General features: G+C 48.3%; 12 protein-coding genes. 11 read left to right on the top strand and 1 reads right to left on the bottom strand.

What is annotated here, in order from left to right; all coding sequences use genetic code 11:
* Positions 1 to 117 precede the first annotated feature (117 nt).
* The 11 genes from BM358_RS06015 to BM358_RS05965 all read left to right on the top strand — a co-directional run bounded on the left by BM358_RS06015 (position 118) and on the right by BM358_RS05965 (position 16,227).
* Complete coding sequence (locus BM358_RS06015; RefSeq protein ID WP_028543208.1) at positions 118 to 1,617, top strand: alpha-glucosidase/alpha-galactosidase; 1,500 nt, start codon at positions 118 to 120, stop codon at positions 1,615 to 1,617.
* A gap of 543 nt (positions 1,618 to 2,160) precedes the next feature.
* Complete coding sequence (locus BM358_RS06010) at positions 2,161 to 4,305, top strand: glycoside hydrolase family 6 protein (protein WP_028543207.1); 2,145 nt, start codon at positions 2,161 to 2,163, stop codon at positions 4,303 to 4,305.
* Between the two features lie 174 nt (positions 4,306 to 4,479).
* Complete coding sequence (locus BM358_RS06005; protein WP_028543206.1) at positions 4,480 to 5,415, top strand: nucleoside hydrolase; 936 nt, start codon at positions 4,480 to 4,482, stop codon at positions 5,413 to 5,415.
* Positions 5,416 to 5,581: 166 nt separating this feature from the next.
* Entirely contained in the window at positions 5,582 to 8,257 is a 2,676-nt protein-coding gene (locus BM358_RS06000; RefSeq protein ID WP_028543205.1) for a PAS domain S-box protein, read from the top strand.
* Between the two features lie 161 nt (positions 8,258 to 8,418).
* Complete coding sequence (locus BM358_RS05995) at positions 8,419 to 8,808, top strand: GntR family transcriptional regulator (RefSeq protein ID WP_023987294.1); 390 nt, start codon at positions 8,419 to 8,421, stop codon at positions 8,806 to 8,808.
* Positions 8,801 to 9,703, top strand: coding sequence for an ABC transporter ATP-binding protein (locus BM358_RS05990; RefSeq protein ID WP_023987295.1), 903 nt, complete (start codon positions 8,801 to 8,803; stop codon positions 9,701 to 9,703). Before BM358_RS05995 ends, BM358_RS05990 begins: the two co-directional genes overlap by 8 nt.
* Entirely contained in the window at positions 9,678 to 11,777 is a 2,100-nt protein-coding gene (locus tag BM358_RS05985) for a DUF6449 domain-containing protein (protein ID WP_028543204.1), read from the top strand. The genes BM358_RS05990 and BM358_RS05985 overlap by 26 nt, the downstream gene beginning before the upstream one ends.
* 192 nt (positions 11,778 to 11,969) lie before the next feature.
* Positions 11,970 to 13,424: a PstS family phosphate ABC transporter substrate-binding protein gene (locus tag BM358_RS05980; RefSeq protein ID WP_028543203.1), complete on the top strand. Its 1,455-nt coding sequence runs from the start codon at positions 11,970 to 11,972 to the stop codon at positions 13,422 to 13,424.
* Between the two features lie 146 nt (positions 13,425 to 13,570).
* Positions 13,571 to 14,800, top strand: coding sequence for a beta propeller repeat protein (locus BM358_RS05975; RefSeq protein ID WP_028543202.1), 1,230 nt, complete (start codon positions 13,571 to 13,573; stop codon positions 14,798 to 14,800).
* Between the two features lie 12 nt (positions 14,801 to 14,812).
* On the top strand, positions 14,813 to 15,676 hold the full coding sequence (locus BM358_RS05970) for an aldo/keto reductase (RefSeq protein ID WP_028543201.1): 864 nt from the start codon (positions 14,813 to 14,815) through the stop codon (positions 15,674 to 15,676).
* Positions 15,677 to 15,690: 14 nt separating this feature from the next.
* On the top strand, positions 15,691 to 16,227 hold the full coding sequence (locus BM358_RS05965; protein ID WP_028543200.1) for a mismatch-specific DNA-glycosylase: 537 nt from the start codon (positions 15,691 to 15,693) through the stop codon (positions 16,225 to 16,227).
* Between the two features lie 91 nt (positions 16,228 to 16,318).
* On the opposite strand, the gene ald is transcribed toward BM358_RS05965, so the two are convergent.
* Positions 16,319 to 17,449: an alanine dehydrogenase gene (ald, locus tag BM358_RS05960; protein WP_028543199.1), complete on the bottom strand. Its 1,131-nt coding sequence runs from the start codon at positions 17,447 to 17,449 to the stop codon at positions 16,319 to 16,321.
* Positions 17,450 to 17,589: the final 140 nt, after the last annotated feature.

Below are 17,589 nucleotides of genomic sequence, written 5' to 3'. Positions count from 1 at the left end.
AAGTTAGGATTTTTGACACCTAAATACGAAACTGGTCATGATTTTGATAACGCTTTCCGCAGACCTATTGCTACAATGACGGTATATACCAATTCTAATTACCGGAGGTTGAATGCCGTGTCATTTAAAGTAGCTTTTATCGGAGCAGGAAGCATCGGTTTTACCCGTGGAATTTTACGAGATCTGTTATCGGTGCCGGAATTTAACGATATTGAAGTGGCTTTTACGGATATCAGTCAGCACAATCTGGATATGGTTACTGAGCTGTGCCAGCGGGATATTCGTGAGAATGGTTTGTCCATACAGATACAGTCCTCTACGGACCGAAAGATAGCTCTAAAGGATGCCAAATACGTCATTTGTACGATCCGGGTTGGCGGGCTGGAGGGCTTTGCAACCGATGTGGATATTCCGCTGAAATATGGCGTGGATCAATGCGTGGGCGATACACTGTGTGCAGGAGGGATTATGTACGGTCAGCGTGGTATTGCTGAAATGCTGGCCATCTGCAAGGATATCCGCGAGCTAAGTGCACCGGATGTATTGTTGCTGAACTACTCGAACCCGATGGCGATGATTACGTGGGCCTGCAATAAATACAGCGGTGTGCGTACAATCGGCCTATGCCACGGCGTCCAGCATGGGCATCACCAAATTGCCGAGGTGTATGGTCTGGAGAAGCAGGATGTGGACATTGTGTGCGCCGGAATCAATCACCAGACGTGGTACATTCAGGCGTCACATGAAGGCAAGGATCTGACAGCTGGACTGCTGGAGGCTTTTGAAAAACATCCCGAATATAGCCGCACCGAAAAGGTACGCATCGACATGCTTCGTCGTTTTGGCTATTACAGCACAGAGTCGAATGGCCATCTAAGTGAATATGTACCTTGGTACCGGAAGCGTCCGAATGAAATTCTGGACTGGATTGATCTAGGCAGCTGGATCAACGGAGAAACAGGCGGCTATCTGCGTGTATGTACAGAAGGACGTAATTGGTTTGAAACAGATTTCCCCAACTGGATGAAAGAAGACCCATTGGAGTACAAGGCGGAAAATCGCGGTGAAGAGCATGGTTCATACATTATCGAAGGTCTAGAAACCGGACGTGTATACCGGGGGCATTTTAATGTCGTAAATAACGGTGTGATCTCCAATTTGCCGGACGATGCGATTATTGAAGCGCCTGGATATGTGGATCGGAATGGTATCTCCATGCCACATGTAGGAGACCTTCCGCTCGGTCTTGCTGCCGTCTGCAATGTAAGTATTTCCGTCCAGCGTTTGGCTGTTGAAGCGGCTGTGCACGGAGATGATAAGCTGCTGCGGCAAGCGTTTATGATGGATCCGCTAGTGGGCGCGGTGTGTAATCCGAAAGAAATTTGGCAGATGGTCGATGAAATGCTGGTGGCCCAGGAAGCATGGTTGCCGCAATACGGAGCAGCAATTGTCGAGGCGCGTCAACGTCTGGCTGCAGGCGATCTGATTCCAACCCGACCTTATGAGGGAGCAGCGCGACTTAAGGTGAAGACGGTTGAAGAAATGCAGCTGGATCGGGATGCCGCCAATAAAAATGCAGGGCAATCCGATAAGGGCAAGGATCGCGAAAAAGTGTAGAACAACAAGAGCATAGATTGACTTCACAACAATAAAAGGGTGTTTTCACGGTCATGTGGCCTGAAAACACCCTTTTGCTGTCGATAGATATAACGATTTGGCATAGTTGGCGTTCTGGAGTTTATCATTGTCGATTTAGGCTGACGGAAATTAAAGAATACAGTCTTGCTTTTTTTGAATTCGCTCTTTTGCTGTCGATCCTAAATCTCCTGAGAGCTTGTCATAGCAGGGATGTTCAACAAATGAAGGAACCGGTTTCAGAAAAAGAGGTACCACAACGAACCGTTAGAGTGGCAATTCATATGCCTAATTAATAATGTAGTCCTTAATTTATTCAATTTACAGCAGATTTCCAGCTCACTATAATCTAACATAGGAGGTGACAAAAAGGGGAAAATGTGAGCGCATGGACAAATAGAAAGCGCTTACCTTTCGCAACTATGAACGCCGCTTTTTTTTGGAGAGAGTAGGCGTAACTCACATTTAATCATGTAACAATCAGGTGCCGACAAGGAAGATTCAACAAAATCCACGGAAAGATAGGTGAAGCAATTGAAAACAAAGCAAGTGCTTCGTAAAAGCATGAAGTATGCTTTTGCGCTATCACTCGTCGCAAGCAGCTTTCTACCAGGTGCAGGATTTACGGATAAAATACATGCAGAATCCCATGTGGACAATCCTTACCAAGGGGCGACAAAATATGTTAGTCCTGATTATGCGGCTAGTGTTGATACATCGATTGCCAAGATTACGGATGCCAATCTGAAAGCAAAAATGCAAACGGTCAAAACATTCCCGACAGCCGTATGGCTTGATCGTATCGCTGCTATTAACGGCGGTGGAGGCAAGCTTGGCCTGGAAGCGCATTTGGACCAAGTATTGGCGCAAAAGAAAGGCAGCACACCGATTACGGCGGAATTTATTGTGTATGATCTGCCCGGACGGGATTGTCATGCCTTGGCTTCCAATGGTGAATTACCGCTGACTCAGGCAGGGCTGGAAACATATAAAAAGGATTATGTTGACAAAATTGCTTCTATTTTTGCAAATCCCAAATATAAGGATATTCGTATCGTAGCGATCATTGAACCAGATAGTTTGCCAAACCTGGTAACCAATCTGGATGATCCTAAATGTGCGCAAGCCAAGTCTACAGGGATTTATGAAGCTGGCGTTAAGTACACAATGAATAAGCTGAACGAGATTCCGAATGTGTACAAATACGTAGATATCGGTCACTCTGGCTGGTTAGGTTGGGATAACAACCGTGCAGCAACGGTATCCCTGTTTACAACTATCTTCAAAGACACTAGCAAAGGTCTGTCCAGTGTAGATGGCTTTATCACGAATACAGCCAATACTTCACCGCTGACAGAACCTAATTTGCCTGATCCAAATCTGAATGTCGGCGGACAACCGATCAAATCGTCCAAGTACTATGAATGGAATCCTAATTTCGATGAATCGGATTTCGCAGAGTCATTGCATAGAGATTTTGTCAGCGCAGGCTGGCCGAGCTCACTCGGTATGTTAATTGATACAGGCCGTAACGGATGGGGCGGACCTAACCGTCCGACTTCCGCAGTCGGCAATGATATTAACTCCTATGTAAACTCAGGCCGTGTTGACAAACGCTCGCACCGTGGTAACTGGTGTAATAACAGTGGAGCAGGTATGGGAACACCGCCACAAACGGCTCCAGCTGGCCATATTGATGCCTATGTATGGGCGAAACCTCCGGGTGATTCCGATGGTTCCAGCTCACTCATTCCGAACGATGAGGGTAAAGGCTTTGACCGTATGTGTGATCCTACCTATACAACCAAGGACGGCACATTAACAGATGCTTTACCGAATGCACCTATTTCAGGAGCATGGTTCCATGATCAGTTTGTGATGCTGGTACAAAATGCGTACCCTGCAATCGTGCCTTCCACTGGTGGTGTGGACCCAGCGCCTACAGCTCCAGCTGTACCGTCAGGCTTAAAGGCTGTTGTGGGCAATGCTCAAGTAACGCTGACTTGGAATGCGTCTACTGGTGCCGATAGCTACACGGTCAAACGTGCCACTAGCGAAGCAGGTCCTTTTACAGCCGTTGCGCCTCTTGTAACGGAAAAAGAGTACACGGATAAAGGGCTGACGAACGGAACAACTTACTTCTATGTTGTAAGTGCTACGAATGCGAAAGGAACAAGTAAGGATTCCGTAGCGGTAAGCGCTGAACCAAAAGGTACACCGACGGACCCTACAGAACCAGCGGGTGATCTGGTTGTAATGTACCGGGCTGGTGACACCGACCCAGCTAATAACGCAGTCAAGCCTTTCCTTAACCTGAAAAATAAAGGTACAACACCCGTGAAGCTGAGTGAGCTGAAAATCCGCTATTACTTCACGAAGGATGGCAGCCAAGAGTTGCAATCTGCAGTAGACTATGCGCAAGTAGGCAATGATAACGTGCTGCGTACCATTACAGACAACTATATTGAAATTGGTTTCAGTGCTGCTGCCGGCTCGCTTGCTGCTGGAGCGCAAACAGGTGATATTCAGATCCGCATGAACAATAGCGACTGGTCTAACCTGAACGAATCCAATGATTACTCCTTCGATCCAACTAAAACCTCTTATGCAGAATGGAACAAAGTAACGTTGTTCCACAATGATAAGCTGGTGTGGGGAATCGAGCCTTAGGATTTAGCCAGAACAAGTGCCCTTGAGTGATTGAAAAGTATTAAAAGAAGGCTACGGCATAACTGTCGTAGCCTTCTTTTACGTCCTCGAATAAAGAATTTGATGACCAAGGGAATAAGCATTGAAATTGTGTATAATGAAAAAAAGAATGCTGTTCTACTGTGGAGGGTCATCATGAGCAAAAAGTTAATCTTAGATGTAGATACTGGCATTGACGACGCGCTTGCTATTGCGTATGCGGTCCATTCGCCGGAATTGGAGCTACTCGGTATTACAACCACCTTTGGTAATATCTCGGTGGAGGAGGCAACACGTAACTCACTGATTCTGCTGGAAAAACTGGGGGTAGAGGCTCCGGTCGTGTCTGGCGCTCACAAGCCGTATGCTCGGGAGCTGTTCAAACCTTATTCCCGGCATATTCACGGTGAAGACGGTATTGGCAATCAATTGAAGGGGGCGCCCTCCCGTCAGGCTGCGTCTGGGGATGCGGCTGACTTTATAATCGGACAGGCTCGTCGCTATGAAGGCAAACTTACCCTGGTAGCTGTGGGACCGCTGACCAATCTTGCGATTGCATTGGATCGCTGTCCCGAATTGCCCCAATTGCTTGACCGCCTGATCATCATGGGCGGCGCGGTTACAGTGAAAGGGAATGTAACTCCGACGGCTGAAGCGAATATTTACGCCGATCCAGAAGCCGCAGCCTATGTGCTGGGAGCGGGCTTTCCGCTTACGCTCGTTGGGCTGGACGTCACGATGCAAACACTGCTTCCCCAGCAGGATGTGGACAAATGGCGTGAGCAAGGGACCGAGCTGGGTGCGTTTATGGCAGATATGACAGACTTTTATATGGAAGCCTATCGCAATTTCAGACCTGGTATTGCAGGCTGTGCTTTGCATGATCCACTGGCTGTAGGATTAGCGATAGATTCTAGCTTTGTGGAGACGCGTCCAATGCACATTGCCGTTGAGGTGGGCGATTCCGCCGAGGTTGGTCGCACACGTGAGGTGCAAAATGAGAACGAAGCTCAAGCACTGACTACGGTTGATGTGGCACTTAAAGTCGATGCGGAGCGATTTTTGCGTCATTTTCTTAGCCGGGTGGTATAAAAAAATAATTCGAAGATTGCCGATGAACCTACATCGGCAATCTTTTGTGCATACATGTTTTAAGGGCCTTCATCTAGAGGTGGACTCACCGCTATAAAAATCCCATATCATGTTATAATATGTACAATTGGATAAAACTGCCAGACTACAGAGGAGGAGATTGATTGTGTTTTCTGCTGCTCGACGACTACCTTTGCTGGAACATATGTATAATCATGCCCCGACAGGAATCGTGATTTTGTCGAGGGAAGGGAAGTGCCTGTACGTCAATCCCGCCTTTTGCAAAATGGTCGGATATGAGCAGGAGGAATTACTGGATATCCGATATTACCATCTCTTGTATAAAGAGGCTCAGGATCAGCGAGGGTTGAGGGAGGCTTATGCAGGTTGGCTACAGGCTACGGATCAAGTCTATAAGACAGAGCTGCGTTTGAAACATAAAAGGGGAACATCCGTCTGGCTATCGCTGGAATTAACCATATTTGATGATGAGGCTACCGAACAATCTTATTTGATTGCGTATGCAATGGATATCACGGAGAAAAAAGATATGGAGCAGGTGCTCTCGGATAATGAGGATTTGTACATGCTGATTACGGAAAATACGCCGGATGTTATCTCATATAGCACGGCGGACGGCATACTCCAATATATTTCTCCTTCGGTGGAAAAACTCCTAGGCTATACAAAGCAGGAAATGCTCGGCAAAAAGCGGCTCCAATTCTACCATGTTGAAGATGCCGATTATATGCGTGTACATGGACTCTTCAAGGAAACAGGCATCATGAAGCGGCGTGTTCGTCATAAGGACGGGCACTATTTGTGGCTGGAAGTATCGTACCGCATTATTCGGGATGAACAGGGCAGAATCAAGCGAGTACTGTCCATCGGACGCAACATCACAGAGCGCCAGAAGAGCGAGGAGAATTTGGCAAAAGCTCAACGGTTGGCGATGTTCGGCTCATGGGACTGGGATCTGGTCAACAATGTTATGCATTTCTCCAAGGAATTTCGCAGCATTTTTGGTTATCGTGTCAAGTCGGTTGAAACAAGTATTGACGCGTTCATGGCGGCTGTTCATCCAGAAGATACAGAGCGCATGAAACAGATTATCACCAACGTTATATTAAAGGGAGTTCACGAAGAAACCTTTTACCGGATTGTATTGCCGAATGGGGAACAAAAGGTACTGCGTTCAATCTGGGAAGCTGAAATGGACGAGCATGCAGGCAAGCCCGTTCAAGTGGTTGGAATGATCCAGGATGTTACAGAGCACCGGGAAATGGAGCAGCGTCTGCGCGAAAGTGAAAACCGTTATAGGTCACTGTTTCAGCATAATCCACTCGGGATATGCGCCGTGAATATGGAAGGTCATATCTTGAGCGTGAATCCGAGCTTGGAGGAGCTTACGGGTTATACGAAGGATAAGCTGCTTGGGGCTGACATACTCATCATGGCTTCCTCTGAGGAACAGGACAAAATCAAGCGTCACATGGAGCTGGCCAAGCAGGGTGAGACGCAAACCTATGAATCGGAATTTATACATAAGGAGGGGGAGCGTCTATTCATCAAGATGACGAATATCCCGATTTTCGTGCAAGAGGAAATTGTAGGCTGCTACGGGATTATAGAAAATGTTACCCCTCTTAAAAGCTACATTGCTCAAATTGAAAAGCTCAGTAATGAGCATTCGCTTATTTTGAATGCCGTATCCGAAGGAATTGTAGGTTTAAGTACCGAAGGACATGTCCGCTTTATGAACCCGGCAGCTGTTGAGATGTTTGGCGTAGGATCTGCCAATCCGCTGAATGGCGCTTGCATAGACATGATCCTCCATGCTGACGAAATTGGCAGTCATTTTCCGGACGAACAGTCCTCTATTCTTCAAGCGATTCGAAGCGGAGCCTCTTATCAGGCAGAGGAAGCTGTATTTTGGAAAAAAGGCGGGTCTAGCTTTCTGGCCTCCTATCGAATCAGCCCTTTGATGGATAATGGCGAGCGAAAAGGGGCTGTGATGGTTTTTGTAGACAGGACGAATGAAAAGGAGATCATTCGGGCCAAGGAGTCTGCCGAACGCGCCGATCGGGCCAAGTCAGAGTTTCTTTCTGTGATGAGTCATGAGCTCCGTACACCGATGAACGGCATTATAGGCATGGCGGGGTTACTGGCAGATACTGAATTGGATGAGGAGCAGCGTAGCTATATAGACATTATTACCAGTAGCAGCGGTGCTTTAATGCAGATATTGAACGAGATACTGGATTTGAGCAAAATCGAAGCTGGCAAAATGTCTTTGCTGCACGAGTCCTTTGTGCTAGATGATGTGGTGGGCAGTGTGGCTGACCTATTCATGACGCAGGCTATGGAAAAAGGCATTGAGCTGGAATGGCATGTGGATCAGGAAATGCCGGGGATGCTGGTCGGCGATCATGTGCGTATTCGACAGGTGCTGGTGAATTTGGTGAGCAATGCGATCAAATTTACGGAGCGAGGGCGTGTAAATATCTTTGTGGAGAGAAAGGCTTACAGCCGTCGTAAAAATAGATGCCTGATTGAGTTCAGTGTAACGGATACTGGAATCGGTATCCCAGCAGACCGCCAGCATCTATTGTTTCAGCCTTTTTCCCAGCTTCATCCGGCACTGAACCGAAAATATGGAGGGACGGGACTAGGATTGTCCATCTGTAAAAACTTGGTCAAGCTGATGGGGGGGGCTATTGGTGTAGATAGCGATGAGGCCAGAGGAGCGACGTTCCGGTTCCAGCTGGATCTTAAGCTACCGGAAGGTTCAACGCTTGCGAATATAAGCCGTGATGAACCTTATGAGTCAAAGGAAGGCTAAAAAGAGATAGCCGTGATGCGTGATGCATCACGGCTATTTTTGTAAGGAATAACCAAAGAAAAGATTGACAAACTGTTCTAACTGTACTATTAATGATAGTACAGTTAGAACAGTTCAGTATATACAAGTGAATCAGAATAAGTCTTGAAAGGAGGAAGTCCATGTTCGAGCTGGATATCCGCAGCCGCAAGCCGATCTACGAACAGCTTATGGACAGGGTAAAGGAAATGATCGTGTACGGATCACTTCAGCCGGATGAGCAATTGCCTTCCGTACGGACATTGTCCGCTCAGCTTACGGTGAATCCGAATACGATTCAGAAGGCGTATCGAGAGTTGGAACGAGAAGGATACATTTATTCCGTTCAAGGCAAAGGCAGCTTTGTCACACCTGCCGAGCATCAGCCGCAGCAAATAAAGCGGGATGAGATTCGGGCGGCATTGTTAAAACAGATGATTGAAGCCGTCCATTTCGGTTTTACGCAGCAGGAAGTGGACGACATATACGTGGAAGCTATACAAACAAAGGAAAGGGGGATGTCCCTTGATTGAATTAAGGGAAGTCACAAAGACATTTACAGAAGAAAAGGCTGTCGATCAGCTCGCCCTTACGGTGAAGAAGGGCTCTATTTTTGGGTTGCTGGGCTCGAACGGGGCAGGGAAAACGACACTGCTCAAAATCATCGCCGGGATTTACCGACCGGATGCAGGAAAGGTACTGATTGGCGGACAGTCCGTATATGAGCAGCCAGAAGTCAAGCAGCACATTCTGTTTATGCCAGACACCCCCTATTTTTTTCCGCAAGCGACAATTCGTCAGATGGCCCGGTTTTACCGCTCCATTTATCCGAGCTGGAGCGAGGAACGCTACATACAGCTTACGGAGATTTTTAAGCTAGATCCTAAACGAAAGCTCCACCGTTTTTCCAAGGGGATGAAGCGCCAGGCTGCTTTTTTGCTTGCCTTGAGCTGTATGCCTGAGCTGCTCATTTTGGATGAACCGATTGATGGGCTGGACCCGGTGATGCGTAGAATGATCAAAAATTTACTGTTCCAGGAAACCGCTGCACGCGAGATGACCGTCGTGATCTCATCTCATAATTTGCGTGAAATAGAAGACATGTGTGATCACGTCGGCATTATGCACCAGGGGCGGATGCTGTTGGAAAAAGAGGTCGACGACCTCAAGTCTGATACGCATAAGGTGCAGGTTGCCTTTCGTGAAAGCACGCATGAGGAAACCGTATGTGGACAACTTTCGGTTGTACATAAGGAGCGGAGGGGCAGTGTTCTGCTGCTCATTATCCGGGGGGAACGAGAGCGGATTGCAGAGACGATTGAGGCGTATGAGCCGCATGTGTTTGATTTGCTGCCGTTGACGCTTGAAGAAATTTTCATTTATGAAATGGAGGACGCAGGTTATGACATCCAACCGATTCTTCTGTAGCGGCGGCGTAATTCGCCAATGCCTGAGACAGCATGGCTGGATCGGTCTATTGTACTTGGTAGGATTGCTGTTTACAGTACTGCTGCCATTGTTTATGAGCATTGGTGATGAACAACCACGAGTGGTTTTAAAAAGCTTGTTTGATAACACAAGCTCAGGTAATGAATTGCAAAAATTAATCTTAACGACCGTACCCGTGCTGGCAGGTGTGATGCTGCTTCGTTTTGTTCAGCGACAGGGGTCATCCGATTTGTATCACAGCCTACCTTTGCGTAGAGAGCATTTATTAACATCACATTTAATTAGCGGTCTTATTCTTTTACTTGTACCTGTATGGCTGACTGCGGGAGTAACTGCTTGGGTTAACACGTCAGTCGAACTGCCTTATATTTTTCATATCAATGATATTGGATCATGGGCACTGGTCGTATCTGTCCTTACGATTTTCCTGTTTACTTTTACTGTGTTTGTAGGGATTTGTGTGGGACAATCGTTGCTACAGATCGTAGTAGTGTATGTTTTGCTGCTATTGCCTCAGTTTCTATCCATGATGATAGGGCGTTTTCTGGAACGTAATTTATACGGTTATGTGCAAGTGCGAGAAACCATTGTTCAATATATTAACGGCTCGGAGTTTCGCAGCAGTAATAATGTCTGGGATAACTTATCGCCGTTTGTACGCATTATGGACAATTTGCCGCAGCGCGCCTTTTCCTACATGGAGCTACTTGCCTATTTAGGTATCTCTCTGTTGTTTGTTGCCTTGAGTTATGGTTTGTATCGTAAACGCTTGGTCGAGAAGGCGACTCAGGCCATGGCGTTTTCTTTCTTTCAACCTTTGTTCAAGGCAGGGGTTATACTATGCGCCATGCTTGTAATAGGCGATTATTTTTATAATGCAGGTACAAGAGGAGCAGCAAATTGGTCGATTTTTGGGTATGCACTTGGAGCTGTTCTAGGCTATATCGTTGTAGAGATGGTCGTCCGCAAGACGTGGCAAATTGTGCGTGTTCGAGCTTTGGTGGAAATGGTCGTGTACGGTGTGATCATGGGGCTGGTACTATATATCCCGATATCAGGTTGGTTGGGTTATGAGGGGCGGATTCCAACAGCACACTCCGTAGAAAAAGTTTATGTCGGGCAAGAGGAGCCTCTAGGGGGAAATGCAGAAAAAGAAGCTTATTACTCCCAAGACAGGGCCTATATCGCCTCTGTGCTGAATTTACATCGTGAACTCGTACGTGCACATGCAGCTGGCGAGAAAACATTGTCCAAAAACCTGGCCGTCGAAAGGGCAGTCATAATCTACCGCTTGGATGATGGTTCCACCATGACTCGCCGCTATACATTCCCGGAGAAGCCTTTCCGGACAGAACTGACTAAAGTGATGGAAACAGAGCCTTATAAAACGGTAAGATACGAGCTGGATAAGCTGCAAGGAAAAGCAGAGACGATTAATATCCAATCCGTAGATGATAATGAAAGACGAGTGGTTTTAACCAATCCAAAAGAAACTCGTGAATTTGAAGATATACTCAGAGAAGAAGTATTAAATATGAGTTATAGCGAAATGCAATCACATCGATATCCCCTAGGGAGTGTTTCTATTACAAACAAAGAGTCATCCTTTACCAATAACGAACCGAGCTGGCATCGTGAATTTTCATTTGAATGGCCGGCTTCCTATCACAAGCTTACAGGTTGGCTAGAGCAAAAGGGGTATGCGGATAAGGTGATCATTGATTCCAAGGATATTTTTTCGATACGGGCTGTTCCTATTATTGCTGAAGAGCTTGAACCTTATCAACCCAATCAGTATATTGAAGACTATAAGCTATTTAAAAGCATCCAACAGAAGCATAAAGCAATAACGATTGAAGATCCGAAGCTCTGGAGCACTGTACTGGAAAAGCGCAGACCCTATAGCTATACTCCAAATAGGGCGAAAGGCACTTACCTGGTTCAGGTCAAGATCAAACCTTTATTTAGTTCAGACCCCCATACACGCTATTGCTATTTAACTCCAAACGAAATGACACCGGAGCTTGCAAAGGCTTTACCGACAGTTCCTTAAAATCCGATACCAAAAAGGCCTTTCCCGTGGGGGAGGCCTTTTTTGCCATACGCAGCTTGAGTGCCTCCTCGTTCGGATGACCGGATAAGGACATTTTTTCCTCCTCTCGTATACTAATCTTTACCATAATTGTACAATGAAGAAGCGATGGCTTTCAGTCTCATTTCATTCATTAGATATAGGGGGATGTACATGTCTGATCCAAAGGGAGTTATAACCAAGCCGGAAAAGGACGAGTCTGTGCGGATAGCATGGTTTTGGCCATGGCTGGGCGGTACGTTTATGTTTGGATTGTTTTCAGTCATGTTTAATGTAGTTTGGAGTATGGTTGTGGCACCCCAAGTGCAGCTTCTGCTGAGGCATGAAGGTGTCACAGATACAACTGTGTTTGTAATACTGCTTCTATATGCATGGATTATCGGTCTCATTTTTGCAGCTTATGGTGCCTTGAGTGCACGTGTGTCCAGCATGGGCAAGCTTTCGCTGATGCTGACTGGGCTATTATCATTATTATGTGGGCTGTGGTTGTGGATTATAGGAATACAAGGGTCTGGTGGTCAACCTGCTGAAGTGTGGGGAGGGGCGTGGGAACTTTTTTCACTCTATCACGCCTGGGCAGAGCCTGTGTTGGAGGTACTGGGGCCATATACACAGCATGGTGAAATCTGGTTTCTACTGGCAGCACTGCTGCCGATAGCTGGCATGGTAGTAGGAGTTGGGGTGAATCGTTATCCAGCGCTAACCGACAAGAATGGTAAGGTGGATCATAGATGGCAATGGATTGTTGCCGCGATATCTGCTGCGCTCGTCATTGTGCTGACGATTACACTGATGCTTCCTCAACGCCCGTACATTGCAGAGAAGGATTTTCCGGTAGTTGACGGGGCTACGGCGGCCATTCCGTTTGCGCAGGATATGCTGCATGAACTGACTGGAATGAGCAAGGCGCGAGCGGCGCACGAGCTGAGATTCAACACGACCCATCAGGCATATGTCAATTTGATCGAAAAGAAGGCGGATCTGATCCTGGTGGCCGGTCCTTCCGATGAGGAACTGCGTCTGGCAAAAAGCCGGGGAATACAAATGAGGCTAACACCCATTGGGTGGGATGCGTTTATTTTTCTCGTGCATCAAGACAATCCGGTTGACGGACTTTCTTCGGAGCAGGTACGCCGCATATATGAAGGGGCTATCCATAATTGGAATGAAGTAGGGGGCAAGGATCAGCCGATCATTGCTTATCAGCGAGAAGAAAATTCAGGCAGTCAGACATACATGCAAAAGAAAGTGATGGCAGGCCATGAGATGGCTGACCCGCCACGTGAACTACAAATTGGCATTATGGGTGGTATGATTAATGCAGTCGCAGATTTTAACAAGGATCACAACGCGCTCGGATATTCATTTTATTATTTTGCAAATGTGATGCATAATCGTCAAGAGGTCAAATTTTTGTCTATTGATGGAGTAGAGCCGAACAAAGAACACATTCGCTCGAAGCAATATCCATTCACAGCTCAACTGTTCGTGGTCACACGGGAAGGCGAGAAACCAAGCCCTTCGATGCAACGATTACTCGAATGGCTGCAAAGTGAAGAAGGAACCCGGGCCATCGAAAAAGGCGGCTTTGTTCCTGTAAACTCGTAAACCTGAAACGATGGTTCGCATACAGTCACCCGTATATTCACCTTAAGAGTGAAACGAAGACAGCAGGGTAATACATAGAATATGCTTTGCTGTGAATACAATACCCGCACAGCATGTATATCACCAACATAAGGGGATGAACGAAAATGAAGAAAAAAACATCGGTATGGGTGCTTTTGCTCGCCGTAGCCATAGTGACAGCGGGGTGTGAAACAGGCTCGCAAACAGGACAAACGGCTCAAAATGAGCAAAAGGGTGCCGCCTCGGCACAAGCGAATGGTTCGGGAACAACTGTAGATACACCGAAAACAGGAGGACAAGCAACCACAGACTCTACTATAGCGAAGGTCCGCATGGACAATATTACCGCGCTGCGTTTGATCGACGGTCAATCCGGCTGGATCGGCGGAAATGGCTGGATTGCCCGAACGGACGCGGCTGCATCCGATTCAGTCGGATCGACGTGGAATGTGCAATATCAGGGCCAAGGTACGGTTCAGCAGATTTTTGCCTTGAACGGACAGCAGGCCTGGACTGTGATGGCAGACAGCGGATCGCTGCTGGCCACTCGCGATGGCGGCAAACGCTGGGAGGTTGTGGGGACTGTACCTGAGCAAGGGCAAGCGGGCTTTTTACACTTTGTATCGTCCAAGGAAGGGTTCAGTGGCAGCCAATATACGAAGGATGGCGGGCATAGCTGGTCTTCGCTCCCCATGCCTGGCCACATGGTAGGACAGCCATATTACCATGATCGGCAAAACGGCTGGGCGGTTACGCAGGACACAGACCGTTCGTTTCAGATTTTACACACTGTTAACGGGGGCCAAAAGTGGACTACTGTCATGTCACGCACAACGGAGGCGCCTCTAAATGGAGCCATTATTCGTTCGGTAGAACGTGGCAACGCATGGATCGAGCTGGTTGGAGATACGGGGATGAATCAGACGTCGTATTCGCTTTGGCATACTGCCGATAGTGGACAAAGCTGGCGTGCTGTGCTGGCGAATGCCACCGCTGGCGGCGGTCCGGCACCAGGTATTAGCCAGCAAGAGAACCAGGTTGCCAAAAATGAAGGGACGGCACCAGGTATGCTCTATCCGGTTAATAGCAGTACCGCATGGATGGGTGGCTACTGCGCACCGTGCGACAAGCCTAATACGATCGGCTGGACGACTGACGGCGGCAAGACGTGGAACAATGGCAAGCAAGGCTTTGACGGTTATGGCGGTCAGCAAATCGGGATGGCAAATGCCAAGGAAGGCTGGGCTATTTTCTCAGATTCAGAGCAGGCCCCAGTTATGTATACCACCTCGGATGGTGGACAGCATTGGACGCAGAGCCATGTATTTGACAAGCCTGTGGCATCAGGATCCTAAGGAGGGATGAATATGAGCCAACATAAGAAAAGTGTGATTAGATGGACTGACGGTCGTGAAGTACCACTAATCGGGCAGGGCACGTGGCATATGGGGGAAAAAGCGTCACTCCGGCAGGAAGAGGTGCGCGCGCTTCAACTAGGCTTGGAGCTGGGTATGACGCTGGTGGACACGGCTGAAATGTATGCGGAGGGCGGCGCAGAAGAGATCGTCGGAGAGGCCATTCGGGGTCGCCGGGACGATGTCTATCTTGTTAGCAAGGCGTATCCTCATCATGCGGACCGCCAAGGACTGGCTCAAGCGTGCGAAGCGAGCCTAACACGAATGGGAACAGAGTACATGGACATGTATCTGTTGCATTGGCGCGGGAATATTCCGCTGGAAGAAACGGTACAAGGCATGGAAAAACTGCGTGAGCAGGGCAAAATCCGTAGCTGGGGAGTGTCCAATCTGGACAAATCCGACATGGAGGAGCTATGGAGCCTGGGTGGAGGCGAAGCCTGCACTGTCAATCAAGTGCTGTATCACGCGGCTTCGCGGGGCATCGAATATGATCTGCTACCTTGGAGCCGTACGCATGGAGTGCCTGTGATGGCCTATTGCCCGATTGCCCAAGGTGGCCGCTTGCGACGGGGTCTGCTGGAGCATCCTGTTATGGTAGACATTGCTGCCAGCCACGGGGTAACTCCATCCCAAATTGCGCTCGCGTGGGTCATACGGGACGGTGATGTCTGGGCAATTCCGAAGGCGGTGCAGGAATCGCATGTACGAGAAAATGCAGCGGCAGCAAGTATTCGGCTCACTCCTGAACAACTTCAACAAATAGACGAAGCTTTTTCTCCGCCAACGCGGAAGCAGCCGCTGGATATTGTTTGAGAAAGGAGGAGCCCATGACAGAGCGAGAGACAGAACTGCATGAGGTAGATGATCATCTGGATTATGGATTATCCGTTGTATTCATCGGCTTTAATCCCAGCTTGAAATCAGGCGAGGTAGGACATCATTATGCGAATCCGCGCAACCGCTTTTGGCGCATACTGGAGGGAGCAGGCTTGACACCTCGCTTGTACGATCCATCGGAAGATCGGGAGCTGCTGAAGCTGGGCTTCGGCTTTACGAACATTGTTTCCCGTCCTACGAGGGGAGTAGAGGACATTGCACGCGAGGAATACGCCGAAGGACGTCTGAAGCTATACGAGAAGCTAAAGGAATACCGCCCGAGGGTTGCTTGCTTTGTCGGCAAAGGCGTGTACACCGAATACAGTAAAAAATCCAAAGTAGATTGGGGATTTCAGCCTGAACCGCTAATTCCCGAGATGCATGAATTTGTGGCACCTTCGTCTAGCGGACTGGTGCGCATGTCGCTGGAAGAAATCACAGATATTTATCGCCATCTTCAAACGTTCCTTTCGTCAGAAATCGTCTGAAATGCAGTAAGTATGGTGAATACAGCTAGCACAAAAAGAACCACACGCTCCAGTCCCTGCTGGGAAGAGCGTGTGGTTCTTTGAGCTGTTTCTATTGTAAGGCTTTCGCCTGCCATGCCTGTTCCACGGGAACATAAGGATATCCCAGATCACGTGCGACCGCTTCGTAGGTAATATGTCCGTTCAGGACGTTGGTGCCGCTAAGCAGCGGCTTGCTTCTGCGAAGCGCCTCTTGCACACCCAGATCTGCGAGCTGGAGAGCAAAGGGGAGCGTCGCGTTCGTCAGAGCGAGCGTCGAGGTTTGCGGTACCGCGCCCGGCATGTTTGCTACCGCATAGTGAATGACGCCATGCTTCACATAGGTAGGCTGGTCGTGTGTCGTGATGTGGTCAATCGTCTCGACTATGCCGCCTTGGTCGATGGCGACATCCACAATCACAGAGCCGGGCTGCATCGTCTGTACCATGGCTTCCGTTACGAGCCGCGGGGCTTTGGCACCAGTGATCAGGACAGCACCGATCAGCAAATCACTTTGCGCCACGGCTTCAGCAATGTTGGACGGGGTGGACACCAGCGTATGGAGCTGATTGCCAAAAATATCGTCCAGTTGGCGCAGTCTTTGCAGGCTCAGGTCGATCAGTGTCACATCTGCCCCGAGACCGATGGCGACCTTGGCAGCATTGGTGCCGACCACCCCTCCGCCAATAATGGTCACTTTACCGCGTTTGACCCCCGGCACACCTGCCAGCAGGATGCCTTTGCCACCCTTTGGTTTTTCCAGCAGTTGTGCTCCAATTTGTACAGCCATTCGTCCGGCAACCTCACTCATCGGGGTAAGCAGCGGGAGGCTGCCTTCAACATCTAGCGTCTCATAGGAAATGGCGGCTACGCCGTTGTCTGTTAAAGCGCGGGCCAGTGCTGGCTCGGCAGCCAAATGCAGATAGGTGAATAAAATCAATCCTGGTCGAAAATACCCGTATTCAGAGGGGAGCGGCTCTTTTACCTTGATAATCAGATCCGCCTGGGACCACACGTCCGCAGCTTGTTGCACAAGAGTCGCACCCGCAGTGGCATAATCTCCATCCGTAAAGCCGCTTTCAACACCTGCATGGCTTTCCACAAATACGTGATGTCCGTGTTGAATCATTTGAGCTGCACCTGTAGGCGTTAGAGCGACACGATTTTCGTTGTTTTTAATCTCTTTCGGAATCCCAATTTTCATTTCATTCACCTCTCCTAAAAATAATTGTTAAGAAAATTACACTATCATTTTTGTGCAGTTTGCCGATTAGTTACATGGACTCAAGCCGATAAATGCAATTCATGTTAGATTAGGTACAGTTTACAAGGGGGGAAGCTCCT

This window comes from Paenibacillus sp. cl130 (assembly GCF_900116035.1).
GTDB lineage: Bacteria > Bacillota > Bacilli > Paenibacillales > Paenibacillaceae > Paenibacillus > Paenibacillus polymyxa_B.
This window is presented reverse-complemented; position numbering and strand designations above follow the sequence as displayed.